Raw genomic sequence first — 18808 nt, 5'->3', positions numbered from 1 at the left:
CCGTGACGGCATGCGCCGTGAAGGTCGGCTGCCCGCCGTCGTACGGCCTCGGACAGGGCCACGGCACCGTGACCCCAGGAGGAGAAGGCCCCCGCGTGTTGTCGCGGGGGCCGGACGCCTCAGCCGGTCGCGATCAGCCGGCGGTTCCGCCGACCTTGGGGATGGCCGGGGCGTCGATCACCCTGGCGATCCAGCGCTCGGGCTTGGAGATCTCACCCTGGGTGGGAAGGGTATCGGGCGAGGTCCAGACCTTGTTGAAACCGTCGATGCCCACCTGGCCGACGACCGTGCGGACGAAGGCCGACCCCTCGGCGTACTGCTTCATCTTGAGGTCGAGGCCGAGCAGTCTGCGGATGGTGCGGTCGAAGCGGGAACCACCCTCACGGCGATGGTGGAACTTGGCCCGGATGTCGGCGACCGAGGGGACCACCGAGGGGCCGACCGCGTCCATGACGTAGTCGCCGTGCCCCTCGACCAGGGTCATCACCGCGGTGAGCCGGTCGAGGATCACCCTCTGCTCGGGCGTCTGGATCGCGTCGATCAGATTGCCCTCGCCGCCCCTGACGACGTCCGTGAACGTGCCGGCGGCCGAGCGAAGCCGCTCCAGCAGGGTGGGCAGATCGATGTCGGAGGCCAGCAGGAAGTCCGTCGTCTGCGTCCTGACGTACTCGCGCAGCCAGTGGACGCCGGTGAACTGCACCCGGTGGGTCTCCTCGTGCAGGCAGACCCAGAGGCGGAAGTCACCCGGGTTGACGTTGAGCTCGTGCTCGGCGTGGACGATGTTGGGCGCCACCAGGGTGAGGCGTCCCGTGGCCGCCTGGCCGGTCGGATCCGGCGGCAGGAACAGCTCGTACTGCCCAAGGACGCGAGAGGCGAGGAAGGCCAGCACCGCACCCACCTCGACACCGGTGATGCGCGAGCCCACCGCGCCCACGATCGCCGGCGTCTGGATCCCGCGGGCGGCCATCCGCTCGGTGAGCGGCTCCAGCACCACCCGGAACCCATCGACGTTGGCCTTGATCCAGCCGGGCCTGTCGACGACGGTCGCGGGCTGCGGCGCGGTCTCGGTGTCGATTCGGGTGAACTCTCGGACGTGCCCTTCGGCCTCGCGCGAGAGCCGCCGCAAATCAGCGACGGCCTGCCGGGCCTCCTCTCGGCTCACTTGCGGCCCGGGGCGCACCAGGCGCGTTCCGGTCGCTACGGCAAGATCCCAGTCGATCACCTGCATACCGTCCACCGTACGTGCTCCCTTCCCGGGCCGCGCACCCGGAACCCATGATCAACTAGCGGCCACCACCGCGGCGAGCCTGTCGAGGGCCGCCTCCGCCTTGCCCCAGCCGGGTGGGACTTCGTCCGCCATGAAGGCGAAGGTCAGCAGGCGCCCGCCACGCGTGGTGGCCATACCCGCCAGCGTGTTGACCCCGTCCAGGGTGCCCGTCTTTGCGCGGACGAGCCCGTGGGCGGAGCGGATCTTGTCGAACCTGTGCCCGAGGGTGCCGCTGAAGCCGGCGACCGGCATGCCGCTGGCGATCGGGTTCAGGCCGGGGTTGGCCGGGGAGGCCGCCACCGCGACCAGGTGGGCCAGGGCCTGGGGGGTGATGCGGTTTCTGGGTGACAACCCACTGCCGTCGAAGACCAGCACGCCCTTCTCCGCGCCGAGCCTGGCCAGCACCTTGCCGACGGCCGCGGCGCCGCCGTCGAAGGAGGCGGGCTCACCCTCCTTGATCGCCACGTGCCTGGCCAGCGCCTCGGAGAGGTCGTTGTCGCTGAGCGTGAGTGCCCGCTCGGCCAGGGCGTAGACCGGCGCGGATTCGACCCGGGCGATCTCCTTGGCACCGGCCGGCGCCTTGGACCGCTTGGCGGACTTGGAAACCGTGACGCCGTACTTCGACAGCAGCGACACGAACGCGGCGTGCGCCGCACGGGAGGGGTCGGAGGCTCTCTGGCCGCCGCGGGAGATCCTGCCCTCGTCGACCATGAGCGCCGTGACGGGGGCGACGCTGCCCTCGGGTACGTAGCCGGGCTTCCACGACACCGCGGTGCGCGGCCCCATATAGAGGGAGTCGTCGTAGGCCACCGTCACCTTGGACGTCCCCGCCGCCGCCAGCGCCCTGGCGGTGCGCGAGGCGAGGGTGGCGAGAGATGCGGGCTTGGGATAGACCTGGCTCGCCGCCGTCCTCGGACTCGCCAGGGTGGGGTCACCGCCGCCGACGAGGATGATCGAGCCTGGCGCGGAGCCCCGCACCACCCGGGTGCTGAGCCTGGCGTCGGGCCCCAGCGAGGCCAGCGACGCGACAGCGGTGACGACCTTGGTGGTGGAGGCGGGGGTGATGCCCTTGGTCCCGTGGCTGCCGAACAGCACGGCGCCCGTCTCGGCGTCGATGACCGTGGCCCCGACATTTCCCCCCAAGGCGGGGTCACCCAACGCTTCGGTTAACCGCCCTGCCAAAGTACCCTTGGCGGGGAGAGGTCCGTTCCCCCCAGCGGCCAGCACCGGACCCGCGGTGATGACCGGGACGGGGGGCGGCGCCGCTGACATGGCACGCTCGGCGGATTCACCTTTGACCAGCACATCACTGGTGAGCAGGTGTGCCCCGGCCGCGACGACGAAAATCTGCAGCAGGAAGAGAGTGACCAAGGCCACCCACTGCTCACGCCGCATGATCTCGTCGACCTTTCATCATCGTATCCATCAGGCATAAAGCGCCTACGAGACATTAACGCCCAGCCGGGGGTGCCCGGGGGGCCTTGAGTGGAGGAACCGCGGTGGAGTTCGACGTTCTCGTTGAGATTCCCAAAGGGCAACGGAACAAGTACGAGGTGGACCACGAGTCAGGCCGCATCAGGCTCGACCGGATGCTCTTCACCTCCACGCAGTACCCCGCCGACTACGGCTTCATCGAAAACACCCTCGGCGAGGACGGTGACCCGCTCGACGCCCTGGTGCTGCTCCAGGAGCCGACCTTCCCCGGCTGCCTGATCAAGTGCCGGGCGGTCGGCATGTTCCGCATGACCGACGAGAAGGGCGGCGACGACAAGGTCTTGTGCGTCCCCGCCACCGACCCCCGGATGGAGCACATCCGCGACATCCATCACGTGCCGGAGTTCGACCGCCTGGAGATCCAGCACTTCTTCGAGGTCTACAAGGAGCTGGAGCCCGGCAAGTCGGTCGAGGGCGCCAACTGGGTCGGCAGGGTGGAGGCCGAGGAGGAGATCGTCCGTTCCATCAAGCGCGCCCAGGACGAGGACCCCGGCAAGCACTGAGCCGTCACGGGTGACGGCTCAGTGCTTGCCGGGCCGTCACCACCGGACAGGCCGGTCTTCCGCCCGTCACACGGGATGGCTCAACACCCTTGAGCCACCACGCGGGACGGGTCGGTCCTTTCACGCCGTCACACGGGATGGCTCAACACCCTTGAGCCACCACGCGGGACGGGTCGGTCCTTTCACGCCGTCACGTGGGACGGGTCGCGCCGATGAGGTCGCTGCGCCACATCGGCGCGACCCGGACCACGTCCCCCGTCTGCGGGGCGTGCACCATCAGCCCCCGGCCGACGTAGATCCCCACATGGTGGATGTCGCCGGGATTCCCCGTGGCCTGGCCGTAGAAGAGCAGGTCGCCCCGGCGGAGCTCGCTGAGCCGCACGTGCGGGCCCGAGGTCCACTGGGTGCCGGTCCAGTGGTCCATGACGATCCCGACCCTCTCCCAGGCCCGCATGGTCAGCCCCGAGCAGTCGTAGGCGGCCGGCCCGTCTGCCGCCCACACGTACGGCTTGTCGAGCTGGGTGAGCGCCCAGTCGGCGGCGATGTCGCCCCTGGCCGACTCGGCGGTCATGTTGAGCGCCCAGCGCGACGCGGGCTCCCCTGAGGCCACCCCCATCCGGGCCGCCTCGCGGCGCATCGCGGCCGCCTGGAACCGGGCCCGCTCGGCGTTCTCCCTGGCGATCCTGGCCTGCTCCAGAGCCACCTCGCGCTCCCTGGCGAGCTTCTCGGCCGTGCTCCGTGCCTCGTCGGCCAGCTTCTCCAGCCGCGCCTGCTCCTCCTCGATCCGCCGAGTCTCGTCGACCTGCCTGGCGACGGCCTCCTCCGCGGCCTGCTTCGCCTCCTCGGCCTCCGCCTGTGCCTCCCGCTGCTTGGCGTACGCGTCATCCGCCTGCGCCTGGAGGATGGCGAGCACCTCCTGGGACTCCCGCAGCTGCTTGAGCGTCTCCGCCTGCCCCCCGCCCATATGGGCCAGAATGCTGGCCCTGCGCAGGTAGCCGTCGTCCGCGGGTCCCCCGTTGCCGGTCATCATGGCCATCATGGGCTGGGCGATGTCCAGCCCGCCGTAGCTCCGGACCGTGATCGCGGCCACCGCCTCACGCGCCTTGCCGACCTGGAAGCCGGCGATCTTCGCCCGCTCGGCCGCCTGCCCGGAGAACTCCTTGGCGCGAGCCGTCCTGACCAGCTCACCGTTGTACGCCTCGACGAGCCTCTCCGCGTCGGCGACGAGCTCCTCCAGCCTGGCCCGTGCCTCGGCGACCAGGACCGTGGTCGCGCCGAGCCTCTCACCACGCTCGCGGGCCATGGCCCTCGCCTCGGCGACCTCCTCGGCCGACGGGCCCGACACGCCGCCAGGCGCGGCGTCGTCGGCCGGCCCCGACCGGCCGGGCACGGCGCCGGCGGGGAGCCCCTGACCGGCGATCAGGCAGCAGGCCAGGCCCGCCACCGCGGCGGCATGACGGCGCCGTCTGACTGAATGCATGCGTCTCCCCCCGGAGTCCCCCGTGAAACACCGCTTGCCGCGGTCTCACCGCAGAACGCGGCGCGTCGCCGCCTGCCAGGCGGCCTATCTCAACATTCCCATTCGTCACTCTACGCACACATGACACTCACGCCACGTAGTCATCGCCCGCCACAATACCGCCGCTCGCGAAGGGCTCGGCCCCTACCGTCGACGGGATACCGAAAGCGTCTCGACGCTCAGGCGGCCGGCGTCCCGTCACCGCCTGGAGGCCGCCGCTCGGCGAGGGGCGCGACCGGCCCTTCGGAGGAGGCGGACGGCCCGGAGAACGCGGGAGAGCCGGGCGTTGGGGGTGGGGCGGTGTTCGATCCGGTGAAAGCCGGTCGGGAAGTGTCCGGGGACCACCCCTGACCGGGCCTCGGATGGCTGGGCATCAGATGGCTGAGGTTTCTCCGCGGCCCGGGGTACGGAGGCCTCAGGTCTCCCCGCGACGGCCTGGAACCGGTGGACGGAATCCGCGGGTCGGCAAGCGACGGCCGAGGATTCGCCCGCGGGGGGCTCGGGTCGCCTTGCGGGGGCCGGGGGTTCGCTCGGGGTGGCCTGTGCTCTTCTCTCGGAGGCCTCTGACTCCCCCGCCAGGGCGTCGGGATCGCCTGCGGAGTGCCCGGGTCCGTCGATCGGTGTGTGCCACGGCAGGGGCGGAAGGACCGCTGTCCGTGGTGGTCGCGGTGCGGAGGGTGCCGGTCCGGCGCGCCGGCCCCCGGCAGCACCGGCAGGGGCGGACTCTCCGCGGGAACAGCCGGCCTGCCGGCCGGTCCACGCCCCGAAGGTCCGTTGCCCGGCGGTAGGGGCGGGGTCTCCGCCGGGTGACCGGTCGGGCCCGGCACCGGCATCCGCCGGTCGATCACGGAGCCGGGTCCGGTGACGCTGACCGGCTCCGTCGACCCGAGCGAACCGATCCGCCCGACGGGCTCCGGCGTCGGCGGCAGGTCCCCCCGTCGAGGCTCCCCCGACCGACCGAGTTCCCCCAACCGACCAGGCTCCCCCGACCGACCAGGCTCCTCCAGCCGACCAGGCTCCTCTGATCTCCGGTGCTCATCCGGCCTCTGGGCGACCGGGGGCTCCGCCGCCGTCGAGAACACCTCCGAGGCGACACCGGGACCCGCCCCTTCGGGGACGAGCGTGGTCTGGGTGAGGAGCAGAACGAGCGCCGCCGCCGCGGCGACCGCGGCCGCCGTACCGGCCGTCGCGTAGGGCCGGCGCCGACCTCCGCGAGCCGTACCGGCGGGGAACCCGGCACTGTCGAGAGGGCCGGCCCGGTGGGCGACTTCATGCCGGTAGGGGATCCGCTCGGGGTCGGTGAAGCAGCCCATCACCCGCGCGCGCAGCGTCGGCGGCAGCGTGGCCTCCGGGAGCAGGTCGAAGACCTTGGCCGCGGAGACCTGCCTGACCCGGTGCGGAGCGCAGGTGTCGCACCGGTTCACGTGGCGGATCATCCGCTCGCGCGTCTGTGCGGTGAGCTCGCCGGTGAAGCCGGCCAGCATGCGGGCTCGGCTCGCGCAGTCGTGGGGCCCCTTGCGGACGAGGACCTCCACGGTGACGACGTCGCGCAGGTGCTCTCTCGCCGATTCGTACAGCGCGCCCGCGACCTTGGTGGTGACGCCCAGGACCGCGGCGAGGTCGACGGGCCCGAACCCGTGTCGGCAGCTCAGGTCGAGGACCTCCCGGTCCTCGGGCGACAGGCTCCGGGTGGCGTTCCACGCCATCACCCGCAGGTCCACCTCGCCGGTGACCACCGGGACGGCGACCTGCGGGTCGAACTCCCCGGCGAGACGGCGCCGTACGCACTCCCCCCGAGCGAGTGCGTACAGCCACGCCTCCAGCCGACGGGAGTCGGCGAGCGCGTGAACATGGGCCTCGGCGGCGGCGAAGGTGTCAAGGAGCGCCAGTTCCGCGCCCGCCGGGACGCCGAGCATTGAATGGCAGTATCGGTAGACGCTTTCCGCGTACGAGTCGTAGAGGCCGGAAAGAGCCGCAGGTTCCCTCGCGCGCAGCGCTTCGACCAGGACACCGTCAGTCATGTGACCGAAGGTAAGCGCTTGGCGACCATAAGTTCCAGCCTTTTCTCCATGGTGACAGCAACTGTCTCCACAGAGTCAATCAATCCTGTAAACAGCCCCTCGCGATCCGTAATCATAAATGCTAAAGAATGGCTATTTAGTCGAATTAATTGCGCTTACCGGTATGTCGGGGAAAGGGTCCCGATCACGGGCGGACGACGCTCGCGAGCGGGGCCTGCCTGCCCCGGTCCTTGGCGAACGGGGGCATCCTCGGCTTGACCGTGTGCAGAGGCAGGGCGCCACCGAGGGCGAGCTGCTCGAAGGGGCGGCTGCTCGACCCCCAGGTGCGCGCGGTCACCTCGGCGGAGGCGATGTCACGGGTGTTCTGGACGCTCTTGATCTGCAGGATGAACCGGCGGTTCTCGCCCGCCTGGATGTTGTCCACGAACGTGCTCCCACCGCCGAGCAGCTTGCCCCGCTTGTCGCGCAGGAGCGCGGTGACGGCCAGGCTCCGGGTCGGCATCACGTACGGGGTGCCGACGTAGCCGGTGACGAGATAGTTGCCGTCGGCGGTGCGGTCGGTCAGCACACCGCGGACCGGGAAGGGCTGGAAGGCCGAGACGATCCGGCCGGCCAGGTGCCAGCGTGCCGGGCGGTACGCGATGCTCACGTTGGCGGGCTTGTCCTGGGTCACCACCTGCCCCGTGAAGGGCAGGGTTCCGGCGGGAGGCACCGCGTCCAGCGGCTGTTCCAGCCGGACCAGCTCCCGGCCCTCGGCGTTCTTGGCCACCACGGTGGCCATGATGTGCTCGCCGAAGTGCCACGGGTTGGTGTTGGCCAGCACTCCTGCCCAGTTCACCACATACCCATCGTCACCCTTGATGATGGACGATGCCTGTTCCCTGACCGCGATCGGCTGGAGAGCGGCGGCCCGCTTCTTCTCCACCTCATCCTCGGTGCATCCGGCACTTCCGATGAGGAGAAGGAGGGCGAGGGCGCCGACGATTCGAGTGCTGTGCGTCACCTAGCCGTGATAACCGGTGGCGCTCCCCCTCCCACTCCGACGCGCCGGGAACGACCCGAGTCTTTACCTCTGGCGGACCACCCTGGCCTCATCCCATACCGGTTCGGATGATTCGTAGACCTTTCCATCGGCCCCGAAGACCAGATACCGGTCGAAGTCATCGGCGAACCAGCGGTCATGGGTTACCGCGACCACGGTCCCGTCGAAGGCGTCCAGCCCCTCCTGGAGAGCCTCGGCGCTGGCCAGGTCGAGGTTGTCCGTCGGCTCGTCCAGCAGCAGCAGGGTGGTGCCCGACAGTTCGAGCAGCAGGATCTGCAGCCGGGCCTGCTGCCCGCCGGAGAGCGTCTCGAAGCGCTGCTCGGCGATGGTTCCGGCCAGCTCATAGCGGGACAGCGCCTTCATCGCCTCGTTCTTGAGCCGGGCGTGCTCGGTCATGACGATCTCGCAGGGCGTCCGGCCGATGAGCTCCGGGCGGGCGTGCGTCTGGGCGAAGTGCCCCGGGACGACCCGGGCACCGAGCCTGGCCACGCCGGTGTGCCCGACCTCCTCCCCGGCGATCAGGCGCAGGAAGTGCGACTTGCCCGAGCCGTTGGAACCCAGCACCGCGACCCGCTCGCCGTACCAGATCTCCAGGTCGAACGGCTTCATCAGGCCGGTGAGCTCAAGCCGCTCGCAGATCACCGCCCGCTTGGCGGTCCGGCCACCTTTGAGCCGCATGCTGATGAACTGCTCCTTGGGCGCCGCCTCCGGCGGTCCGGCCTCCTCGAACCTGCGCAGCCGGGTCTGGGCCGAATGGTAGGCGGCGGCCATGGTGTCCATGTACTTGGCCTTCTGCTTGAGCATCAGGACCAGCCGCTTGATCTTGGCGTGCTCCTCGTCCCAGCGCTTCTTCAGCTCGTCGAGGCGCTCGTTGCGTTCCCTGCGCGCCTGGGCGTAGCCGCCGAACCCTCCGCCGTGGACCCAGATGTTGCCGGACTCGACGGTGATGATCCGATCTGCCGCGTTGGCCAGGAGCTGCCGGTCGTGGCTGACCAGCACCACCGTCTTGGGAGTCTCCCGGAGCGCCTGCTCCAGCCAGAGCTTGCCCGGCACGTCGAGATAGTTGTCCGGCTCGTCGAGCAGCAACGTCTGGTCGGGACCGCGCAGCAGCGCCTCCAGCACCAGCCGCTTCTGCTCGCCGCCGGAGAGCGTGTTGACCTCGCGGTACTTGCAGCCGTCGTACGGCATGCCGAGCGCGGCCATCGTGCAGGTGTCCCAGAGCACCTCGATGTCGTAACCGCCGGCGTCGCTGTAGTCGGTGATGGCCTGCGCGTAGCGCATCTGGGCCTTCTCGTCCTCGCGCTCCATCATCACGAGCTCGGCGGCCTCAAGTTTCGCCGCCGCCTCCCGCACCCGCTGAGGGGCGACGCTGACCAGCAGGTCGTGCACGGACCTGCCGTCGCGGATGCTGCCGATGAACTGCCGCATGATCCCCAGGCCCCCGGAACTGGCGACGCTCCCGTCGACCGGCTGCAGGTCACCCGCGATCAGCCGCATCAGCGTCGTCTTGCCCGCCCCGTTGGGCCCGACGAGTGCCGCCTTGACCCCTTCGCCGACCCGGAAGGACACATCGTCCAGCAACGGCCGCCCGTCCGGCAGAACGTACGTCAGATGCCCAACCTCAACGTGCCCCACTGCGATTCCCTTCCTAGGTCCTCGCGCAGGGTACCCGCCAGCCGGTCTCTCGGACATTTCGATTTTCGCCGTCACCCTCTGCGTCAAGCTCAAGCGGGACATGCGGGGATGAAATTCCTAACATGACATGAGTAGGGCGAGACATGGTGTAACCCGGCGACGTGAGCCGAACTGCCCGCTGCTGATTCGCTCTCAACCCCAAGGAGTTCACACAGAACCTCCATACGAACGGTTAATGCCTAACCGTTCGCATGGAGGAGGAGCGAGAACGCTTCGTTTCCCGCCGTCACGGCACCGCGCGTTCACACCAGACCGGAGCCCGCGGCCGACGAGGCGCCAAAGTCTGCGATCGCTCCAGCCCATGCTCCGCGACCAGCCTCAGTGACCAGACGAGATCAGACCTCTCCCATGCCTCGGAGCAGTTCGGTCTTCACCACGCCTTCGACCGCGTGACAGAGCTTGGCATCCGTCGTGAGCAGGGGGACTCCCCGGTCAAGTGCCAGTTGGGCGAAGACGGCGTCGTACATGCGCAACGTCAGCCGTACGGCCAGACCGGCAGCCCGCTCCAGATGGTCGGCACCGATCGGGTGAACCGTCACACCGAGATCGTCGATGACGCGTACGGCCATCGCGAACTCCTCCGCTGTCAGGCGGCCCGCCAGAAGCCCCTTCTTCCGCAGCACTCCGGCCACCTCGATCCGGGCGAAGTCCGCTGTCTCCAACCCGACGAGATCGCCCAAGAAGGCCTCCTGGATCTCGCGAGCATGTTCGAACCCAGGCTGATCGACGAACCAGCGCAGAAAGACGCCGGTGTCAACGATGTAGGCGTCAGCCACGTGACTCGTCCCGGAGCCGGTCCAACTCCTCGTCCACCTCGGTCACCCCTCGCATCCGGTTACGGATGGCTTCCAGAGCCACCGCGGCCTTCTCCCGCCGACGGGATGACGACACGTTCTCCCTGACGAGCGCGAGCACCGGCAACACCCGGCTCTCCGGCAACTCGTCCACCAGCAGATGGAGTTCCTCACGCATCGCGCTCATAGCCGCAGTGTACGACCCTGTTACGGCCGGACACAGGATTACCGCCACCGAGTAGACGGCGGCTCGCCTCGTTTTCCGCACGTGCCGCGTCGTCGCAGGTCAGCAGCTATATATGATCCAGTGCAGCGGGTAATCACCCCAGGTCAATCGGGGTCACGTGCGGAATACAGGGCTCGCGCGGCTGGAAAGGACGAAGCCCATATCAGGTTGATAAACCACTGGGGTTCATGGGGGTCACGGTTTGCAAGTGGGCTGGCCAACCTCAACGTGCCCCACGACAATTCCCTTCCGCAGGTCCTCGCGCAGGGTACCCGCTGTTCTCTCTCCTGGGCACTCCGATTTCCCCCGGTACGGAGTGACATAGGGTGCCGCGGCAGCCGCCTCCGAGATCGACCACCCGCCGCCACCGGCAGGTCATGAACGCCGTCGTCCGGGGGCGTCACGGTCGAGGGCGCCGACACCGAACTCGATCCCCTTCCTCACCGCAGAGCAGCCTTCCCCGCGCCCCCTCACCGCGGTATGACGTGGGGCCCACATGGTCACCCCCGAAGCACTACCTGTCCCAGAGCGCACTGAGGGGCAACGCGGTCAGCCGGTCTCCGAAAGAGAGCGATCTCACTCCGGTGTAGAAGACGAACCCGTGAACGAAATCTTCGCCGAGGCTCTCGCGTAGAGCCACCAGGCCCTTGAAGTCGTCCTTGTTGACAGAGTCGGTGGCTTTGGCCTCCACACCGACGATCCGTCCGTTGTTCCGTTCGAGTACGAGGTCGACCTCAGCGCCCTGGCTGACCCTCCAGTGATGGAGTCCGACTCGGAACGGCGCCCACGTGGCCTGCTTCGCGATCTCGTTGACGATGAACGACTCGACGAGAGGGCCTCGTGCGGGCGAGACCCTGGCAGCCAGGCCGTCCGCGTCGACACCGATCAGATGAGCGGCGAGGCCGGTATCGGTGACGTGCAGCTTGGGACGGCGAACCGCCCGGGCCACAAGGTTCCGAGACCACGCTGGAACCTGACGGATCAGGAAGACGGTCTCCAGCAGGCCGACATAACGGTTGACCGTACTCCGATGGAGCTGGAGATCACTGCCGATCTTGACCGTGTTCGGCTCTTGCGCCGTATTCGCCGCGGCGAGGTTGAGCAGTTGCCGGAGACTACTCGGCTCGTCGACTCGCGCCATCTCCCTGATGTCGGTGTCGATGACCGACTGAACATAGGTCCGGTACCACCTGTCCCGGGTGAACTCCGACCTCATCGCGACCGCCTCCGGATAGAAACCTCGGCAGACCAGTTCGAAGTAGTCCCTTCGGCCGTAGTCACTGAGCGATGAGGACCGCAGCGCCTCAGGATCGTTGAAGGCCGTCACAAGAAAGGACTCCCCCGTTCCGGCAAGCTCCTCCTGGGCGAAGGGCCAGACCTCAAGGATGCCCGCGCGCCCGGCAAGCGACTCGCTCAACGACGGCGTGGACAGAAACCTCGTGGAACCCGCCAGAACGAACTGCCCTCGCTCGGTCTTCCGATCGACCTCCGCCTTGATCGCCAGGATCAGCTCGTCTCCTCCCCGCTGAATCTCGTCGATCATCATCGGACGCGCACCGTCGGCGATGAAGACAGCGGGATCGGCCTGCGCCGCCGATCTCAACGAGCCGTCATCCAGGGTGAGATACGTCCCCTCTCTTCCCCCGTTGAGCTGCCGAAGCAGGGTGGTCTTGCCCGACTGCCTCGGTCCGTTGACGATCACTACCCTGAAGGCGTCGAGGAACTCCTCGGCATGACCGGTTACACGACGTGAGACCAGCTCGGGCACTGCGGCTCCCCTCTGCGACGGTTAAGTCCAGCATAAATCCAAACCGACACTTGGCGGCACTTAAAACCGGCAGATCGCACATCAATCACCGACATTTGACGGGATTAAAAACCAGCAGATCACGGACCCACGACCGACATCCGAGTAGACACCCCGGCCGGCCCGCGCCAGACCGGTTCTTTACCGAACGTAGAGGTCATGGCCGGTGCACAGGCCGGCGTGCGGCACGGTCGTTCATTTGACCTGGGATCTGGCTCACGCCCCGACACCAGGCGGCCATGCCCGAGCGGTCCCGTACGGCGCAGCCATGCCGCACCCCGCACGGGCCCGAACGAACACCGCACCGCGCGGATTCTCACAGCGCCGAGCGATCTCGGCCCCCGGCACCTGCCCCGCGGCCTGCTCAGCCGGGGCGATGAGCCCCTCCGGCGAAGCGGTCGATTTGCATGATCACTCCGTTGGTCATCGGATTGGCCATGCCACTTGAGTGAGCAGGTCGGCCTCGGCGGTCACGGCCGGATCGTTGAGGTAGGTTTCCCGGGGCGGACCGGCGATCTCGTGACCGTGCTCGGCGATCCAGGTGGTCAGGGCGTGATAGGCGGAAGCGATCTCGTCGTAGCGGCCCCTGTGGGTGGTGACCGCAGCGGTGGCCGCAGCCATCTGGCCGACCTGCACAGGAGGGGGCGCGGCAACAGGCGACTCGATCGGTATGCAGACATCGATGTCGCCGTCGTTGTCCGCGTCGATGACATCGTGGAACACCAGGAAGGGGGAACCGGCCGGGTGCCGGCCGGCTTCCGTGAGAACCCCCATCAGGGTGCCGAAGCCCTCGGCGATCGTTGCGCTGATACCGGCCAGGTCGGTATGGCAGCGCACCGAGGCCACGGTCTGCGTGGGCAGGGCTTCGACAGTGATCGCGTAGTGCATGAGGCTCTCCTCGCCGTTGATCAATCGGGTTATGACGGCCAGCATGTGATCGTGGCGGTCGCGCTCCACCCGCAGGCGTCGCCGGTGTTCGGCCAACAAGCCGGAGACGTCCGCTGGGGACGCGGCCAGCACTCGCTTGATCTCCTCGATCGGCATATCGAGTGCCCGTAGCCTGCGGATCGATTCCGCCCTGCCTGCTTGGCTGAGCGCGTAGTAGCGATAGCCGCTGGAGGCGTCGACCTTCGCCGGCCGCAACAGACCCAGCTCGTCGTAGCGGCGCAATGCCTTGACCGACAGCCGGGTCATGGTCGAGAACGTACCGATCAACACAAGCTGAGCCATCGCCAACCCCAATCACACACTTTGGTCCACCCACCGTCGCTTCTCCCCCCGGGGGAGAGTCAACCCGACGCCCCCGAGTGCGCAGTGCGGCATCCTCCAGCAACGAGGAGCCGGCTCGGCGGCAGGCGGCGGTCCCGGAACAGGCCGAGCGGCGCCCCCGCCGATTTCGCCTGACGGCCTCCCGATATCCGGGTCGGCCCGCGCGTCCGCCCGTGACGAGCAGGGCGGGGCCGAGAAAATGCGTGGGAAAGTGTCGGCGCCCGATGATAGAAAGCAAGTTCGACTTTCATCCTTGACCTGCTCGGGAGCGGGCCTGTGACCACCAGCAGTTCGGAGTTCTCCATCTCCGGCCGCCCGCATGACAGGCGGGGTCCGGTGCGCTGGTTCTGGTCCCATGTTCGCCGCCATCCGCTCCAGCTGACCGGATTCCTCGGCGCATCGCTGATCATGGTCGTGCTCAACGCCACGGTCCCCGGGCTCACCGGCGCGGCCTTCGACGCCGTGCTGGGCGAGGACGGCGGCGGGGCACGGGAACTGGGCCTGATCTCGCTGGGACTACTGGCGATCGTGCTGGCCCGCGGCGCCTTCGACCTCATCGCGCGCCTGGCCGGCGAGGTTCTGGCCAAGCGGCTGGAGCGGGACACCAGGGACGAGCTCTACGTCAGCCTGCTCGGCAAGAGCCAGGCCTTCCACAACAGACAGCGGGTCGGCGACCTGATGGCGCGGGCGGCCAACGACATCCGGCAGCTCTCCATCATGATCTCCCCGGGCATCGACCTGATCGTCGACTCCGGTTTGACCGGCCTCGTGCCCCTGGTCTTCATCGCCGCGATCGACCCGCGGCTGCTGCTGGTGCCCGGCGTCTTCGCGGTCGTCTTCGTTCTCGCGCTCTGGCACTACATGAGGCAGCTCAACCCGGTGGCGACCCGCATGCGTGAGCAGTTCGGCGATCTCAACGCCGGGCTGAACGAGGCGGTCCGCGGCATCGAGGTGATCAAGGTGTCCGCGCAGGAGGACCAGGAGCGGCGACGGTTCCGGGCACGCGCGCGACGCTATCGCGACTCCTTCGTCCACAACGGCCTGGTCCAGGCCCGTTACCTGCCGACCCTGCTCTTCGCCTTCGCGATGGCCGGGTCGCTCTGGCACGGCCTCTACCTCCGGGCCGCGGGCGACATCACGATCGGCGAACTGGTCGCCTTCATGAGCCTGATGAGCATGATCGGTTTCCCGACCAGTATGTCGATCTTCACCTTCTCGCTGGTCCAGCTCGGCATCGTGTCCGCCCGCCGGATCCTGAGCATCATGAACGCCGAGACCGAATTCGGGCGGCGCGCCGACGGCCACGCCGCACCGATCAGCGGGGCGATCCACTTCGAGAACGTGACGTTCGGCTACGGGGAGGACGATCCGGTGTTGCGCGGGGTGACGTTCACCGTGCAACCGGGCGAGACCGTGGCGATCGTCGGCGAGACCGGCTCGGGCAAGAGCACCCTGACGAAGCTGGTCCCCCGGATCTACGACGTCACCGCCGGCCGGATCCTGGTGGACGGCGTGGACGTGCGCGAGTGGGACCTCGACTCGCTGCGCTCCCAGATCTCCACCATCGAGCAGGACATCGTGCTGTTCTCCAGGTCGGTGGCCGAGAACATCGCCTTCGGAGTCGGCCAGCAGGTGGAGCGGGGCGCCGTCGTGAAGGCTGCGGAGGAGGCCCAGGCCGCCGAGTTCATCGGCGAGCTCGACGACGGCTACGACACGGTCATCGGTGAGCGCGGCATCACCCTCTCCGGCGGCCAGCGCCAGCGCCTGGCCATCGCACGGGCACTGCTGACGGATCCGGCGATCCTCGTGCTCGACGACTCGACGAGTGCGATCGACTCCGCCACGGAGGACAGGATCCAACAGGCCGTCGACCGCGTTCTCGACGGGCGCACCACGCTCCTGATCACCCACCGGCTCTCCCAGATCCGCTGGGCCGACAAGGTTCTGCTGCTCCGCCGAGGCGAGCTGGTCGACTACGGCACGCACGACGAACTGCTCACCCGCAGTCGCCTCTACCGGCGGATCTTCGCCCACTACGACGAGGTCGACCTGACAGGCACCACCGACCCGGGCGTGGTCCTCGCGGGCGAGCAGGGAGGGCAGGGCTGATGGGCTTCATCATGGACGGCCTCGACGCCGAGGACTACGACCGCACCTACAACGATCGTGATCTACTCCGCCGGATCCTTTCCTACTTCCGGCCGAAGCTGGGCGCGATGGTCCTGGTCGCGATCATGATCGTGCTCTTCTCACTGACCCAGGCGGCCATGCCGTTGCTGGTCAGCTGGGGCGTGGACGGGATCGAGGACGGCACGATCGCCGACGTGAGCCGACAGCTCACCGTCGGCCTGCTGCTCGCCGGGGTGCTCGGCTGGCTGTTCAATTTCATCCGCCAGTGGTACAGCGCGAGGGTCACCGGAGACATCGTGCTGCGTCTTCGCGAGGACGCGTTCGACGCCGTGCTCAAGCGTGACCTGTCGTTCTACGACGAGAACCCGTCGGGCAAGATCGTCAGCCGGGTCACCTCCGACACCGATGACTTCGCGACCGTCTCCACCCTGACGATGGACCTGATCAGCCAGGTGTTGATGGTTGGCTTCGTCACGATTCTGCTCTTCCTGCGCAGCGTCGAGCTCGCCCTGCTGACCCTTCTCGTGGTGCCGGTGGTGGTGGGCATCGCACTGCTGTTCCGGCGGGTCGCCCGCAGCAGCACCCGCAGGGCGCAACGCTCGCTGAGCCGGGTGAACACCACCCTGCAGGAGACCATGGGCGGAATCACCGTCGCCAAGAACTTCCGCCAGGAGCAGCGGGTATACGACGAGTTCCGGCCCATCAACGAGCAGAGCTACCAGGTGACGCTCAGGCAGGGTTTCGTCTTCTCCGGCATCTTCCCGGTGCTCTTTCTCGTCGCCGGGCTTGCCACGGTCGCGCTCATCCAACTGGGCGGTACCACGGTGCTCGGCGGCGGTCTGTCCGCCGGCGACTGGTACCTCTTCCTCCAGGGCGTCGCGCTCTTCTGGTTCCCGCTGACCTCCATCGCCGCGTTCTGGTCCCAGTTCCAGCAGGGCCTGTCCGCGTCGGAGCGGGTCTTCGCCCTGATCGACGCGCCATCCCGGGTCGTGCAGACCGACCCTCAGCCGGTCGGCAGGCTGACGGGCCGCATCGAGTTTCGCGACATCCGGTTCGGCTACGAAGCCGGCAGCACCGTCCTGCGGGACTTCAACCTCACCATCGAGGCGGGCGAGAGCGTCGCGCTGGTCGGTCACACCGGTGCGGGCAAGTCGACGCTCAGCAAGCTGATCACCCGGTTCTACGAGTTCCAGGACGGCCGGTTGAACATCGACGATCGGGACATCCGCACGCTGGATCTGGCCGGGTACCGGCGGCAGATCGGCGCGGTTCCGCAGGTTCCGTTCCTGTTCAGCGGCACTGTCGCCGACAACATCAGATACCCGAGGCCGGAGGCCGGCGACGAGGAGGTGCTCGCCTCCGCCACGGCGGTCGGCGGCGGCGACTGGATCGACGCCCTGCCCGACGGCCTGCGGACCGACGTCGGCGAACACGGCCGCGCCCTGTCCATGGGTCAGCGCCAGCTCGTCGCGCTGGCCCGCCTGCTCATCCAGGATCCGGCGATCGTGGTCCTGGACGAGGCCACCGCCAGTGTCGATCCGCTGACCGAGGCCCAGATCCAGGAGGGCCTGGACCGGGTGCTGGCCGACCGCACCTCCATCGTCATCGCACACCGGTTGTCCACGATCGAGCACGTCGATCGCATCATCGTGCTGGATCACGGCCGGATCGTCGAGGAGGGTGACCACAGCACGCTGCTGGCTCGCGGTGGTCACTACTGCCAGGTCTACAACACCTACTTCAGGCACCAGTCCCCCGACTACCGTCCCGGTTCCGGGTTCGTCTCCGTCACCGGCCCCGTTACCGGCCCCGTCACTGGCCCTGTCACTGGCTCTGCGTGATCGAGGCTGCTCGAACCGGCGCCCGGGCACGGGTCAGGGATCCACGATTCGAGCAGCCCGCCAGGACGGTCAGCGTGCCCGCGCCGCGCGGATCCCGACCACGCCGTAGGGGGTGTTCGGTTCGGGTGGCGTCGTGAAGCGGGCGTTCGGCCAACTTGACGGGCCCGGCAGACCCACAAAACCACCCGCTAATCCCGGGAATATCGCCTAAATCATATTAGACAACACCTAAATATCTATTATTGCCCCCCAAAAGGGAGGCAGAAAACCAATCTTCACGAGATGGTGGAATTACTTATGCCACCTTAATATTGTCTATTTTCGCCGTCCGCAGGCTCCATACGGAGTGATGATGTTGCGACGAGTGGCAATGAGTGATGAGCCGCGATGAGAGCGGCGGTCAGCTCCGGCGGCCGCCCGACATCTCCAACTGGACCGCTGCTTTCCCCGATGGGGCGGGACAGCACGGAGAGGACCCCGCCGCGCACAACCGCGCCGCCGGGGCCGGACACACCCGCGACGGCCGCCGGCTGGTCGAACCGCTCCAGGAGACGAGCAGGACCGAGGAGGCGATCGCCGCCTACCGGCACGCCGCGGAAGCCGGGAACACCGACGCCCGCTGGCGGCTGGTCGAGTTGTTCCAGCGGGTGGGCCGGACCGAGGAGGCGATCACCTGGCTGCGGACCCGGGCGGAGACCGGCGACATCGACGCCCTGTGGAAGGCGGTCGAGTTGCTCCAGGAGTCCGAGCGTGCCGAGGAGGCGATCACCTGGCTGCGGACCCGCGCCGAGGCCGGCGACACCCACGCCCTCAGGCGGCTCACCGTCCTGCTGTACCAGCTGGATCGGGCCGAGGAGGCGATCACCTGGCTGCGGACCCGTGCCGAGGCGGGTTACCCCGACGCCCTGGCGCACGCGGTCGACCTGATGTACGAGACAGGCCGTGCCCAGGAGGCAATCACCTGGCTGCGGGCCCGTACCGAGGCCGGTGACATCCACGCCCTGATATGGGCGGTCCTCCTGCTGTGCGAGGCCGGTCATGCGGATAGAGCGATCCTTGCGGCGCGGCCCTGGAATCCCGCTCAGAAATCCGACCATCACCCGCAAGGCCCTGCGGGCTTCGGGTCTCGGCCGTAGGTCTCTTGGCCTCCACCCGGTTCTCCCCGGCACCCAGGTAAGCGGGGAATCGATATCTGGGCGA

The 18808-nt window shown here is 68.3% G+C and carries 14 protein-coding genes; 4 read left to right on the top strand and 10 right to left on the bottom strand.

What is annotated here, in order from left to right; all coding sequences use genetic code 11:
• Positions 1 to 133 precede the first annotated feature (133 nt).
• Together OIE13_RS31770 and dacB are read right to left on the bottom strand one after the other, a co-directional pair.
• Entirely contained in the window at positions 134 to 1228 is a 1095-nt protein-coding gene (locus OIE13_RS31770; RefSeq protein ID WP_326646931.1) for a zinc-dependent metalloprotease, read from the bottom strand.
• A 51-nt stretch (positions 1229 to 1279) separates the two neighbouring features.
• A complete protein-coding gene (gene dacB / locus OIE13_RS31765; protein ID WP_326645971.1) occupies positions 1280 to 2662 on the bottom strand; it encodes a D-alanyl-D-alanine carboxypeptidase/D-alanyl-D-alanine endopeptidase in 1383 nt (460 codons plus the stop codon).
• Between the two features lie 104 nt (positions 2663 to 2766).
• On the opposite strand from dacB, the gene OIE13_RS31760 reads away from it, so the two are divergent.
• Entirely contained in the window at positions 2767 to 3264 is a 498-nt protein-coding gene (locus OIE13_RS31760; RefSeq protein ID WP_326645972.1) for an inorganic diphosphatase, read from the top strand.
• 190 nt (positions 3265 to 3454) lie between these two features.
• On the opposite strand, the gene OIE13_RS31755 is transcribed toward OIE13_RS31760, so the two are convergent.
• The 8 genes from OIE13_RS31755 to OIE13_RS31720 form a co-directional block, all read right to left on the bottom strand.
• The gene (locus OIE13_RS31755) at positions 3455 to 4744 is read right to left on the bottom strand and encodes a C40 family peptidase (protein WP_326645973.1); all 1290 of its coding nucleotides are present in this window, start codon (positions 4742 to 4744) and stop codon (positions 3455 to 3457) included.
• A 218-nt stretch (positions 4745 to 4962) separates the two neighbouring features.
• Positions 4963 to 6804, bottom strand: a complete 1842-nt coding sequence (locus tag OIE13_RS31750) for an RNA polymerase sigma factor (protein WP_326829155.1) — start codon at positions 6802 to 6804, stop codon at positions 4963 to 4965.
• A 184-nt stretch (positions 6805 to 6988) separates the two neighbouring features.
• On the bottom strand, positions 6989 to 7807 hold the full coding sequence (locus OIE13_RS31745; RefSeq protein WP_326645975.1) for a hypothetical protein: 819 nt from the start codon (positions 7805 to 7807) through the stop codon (positions 6989 to 6991).
• 63 nt (positions 7808 to 7870) lie between these two features.
• Positions 7871 to 9481 carry an ABC-F family ATP-binding cassette domain-containing protein gene (locus OIE13_RS31740; RefSeq protein WP_326645976.1) on the bottom strand — a complete coding sequence of 537 codons (1611 nt, stop codon included), beginning with the start codon at positions 9479 to 9481 and terminating at the stop codon, positions 7871 to 7873.
• 395 nt (positions 9482 to 9876) lie between these two features.
• On the bottom strand, positions 9877 to 10317 hold the full coding sequence (locus OIE13_RS31735) for a type II toxin-antitoxin system VapC family toxin (protein WP_326645977.1): 441 nt from the start codon (positions 10315 to 10317) through the stop codon (positions 9877 to 9879).
• Complete coding sequence (locus OIE13_RS31730; protein ID WP_326645978.1) at positions 10310 to 10522, bottom strand: hypothetical protein; 213 nt, start codon at positions 10520 to 10522, stop codon at positions 10310 to 10312. The genes OIE13_RS31735 and OIE13_RS31730 overlap by 8 nt, the downstream gene beginning before the upstream one ends.
• Positions 10523 to 11075: 553 nt before the next feature.
• The gene (locus OIE13_RS31725; protein WP_326645979.1) at positions 11076 to 12329 is read right to left on the bottom strand and encodes an ATP-binding protein; all 1254 of its coding nucleotides are present in this window, start codon (positions 12327 to 12329) and stop codon (positions 11076 to 11078) included.
• A gap of 462 nt (positions 12330 to 12791) precedes the next feature.
• Positions 12792 to 13598 carry a MerR family transcriptional regulator gene (locus tag OIE13_RS31720; RefSeq protein WP_326645980.1) on the bottom strand — a complete coding sequence of 269 codons (807 nt, stop codon included), beginning with the start codon at positions 13596 to 13598 and terminating at the stop codon, positions 12792 to 12794.
• 315 nt (positions 13599 to 13913) lie between these two features.
• Here OIE13_RS31720 and OIE13_RS31715 point away from each other — a divergent pair, with 315 nt between their 5' ends.
• The 3 genes from OIE13_RS31715 to OIE13_RS31705 all read left to right on the top strand — a co-directional run bounded on the left by OIE13_RS31715 (position 13914) and on the right by OIE13_RS31705 (position 18744).
• Positions 13914 to 15746, top strand: a complete 1833-nt coding sequence (locus OIE13_RS31715; RefSeq protein ID WP_326829154.1) for an ABC transporter ATP-binding protein — start codon at positions 13914 to 13916, stop codon at positions 15744 to 15746.
• A complete protein-coding gene (locus OIE13_RS31710; RefSeq protein WP_326829153.1) occupies positions 15746 to 17608 on the top strand; it encodes an ABC transporter ATP-binding protein in 1863 nt (620 codons plus the stop codon). Before OIE13_RS31715 ends, OIE13_RS31710 begins: the two co-directional genes overlap by 1 nt.
• Positions 17609 to 17985: 377 nt before the next feature.
• Positions 17986 to 18744, top strand: a complete 759-nt coding sequence (locus tag OIE13_RS31705; RefSeq protein WP_326645983.1) for a tetratricopeptide repeat protein — start codon at positions 17986 to 17988, stop codon at positions 18742 to 18744.
• Positions 18745 to 18808: the final 64 nt, after the last annotated feature.

It is taken from the genome of Streptosporangium sp. NBC_01810, from assembly GCF_035917355.1.
Taxonomy (GTDB): Bacteria; Actinomycetota; Actinomycetes; order Streptosporangiales; family Streptosporangiaceae; genus Streptosporangium.
This window is presented reverse-complemented; position numbering and strand designations above follow the sequence as displayed.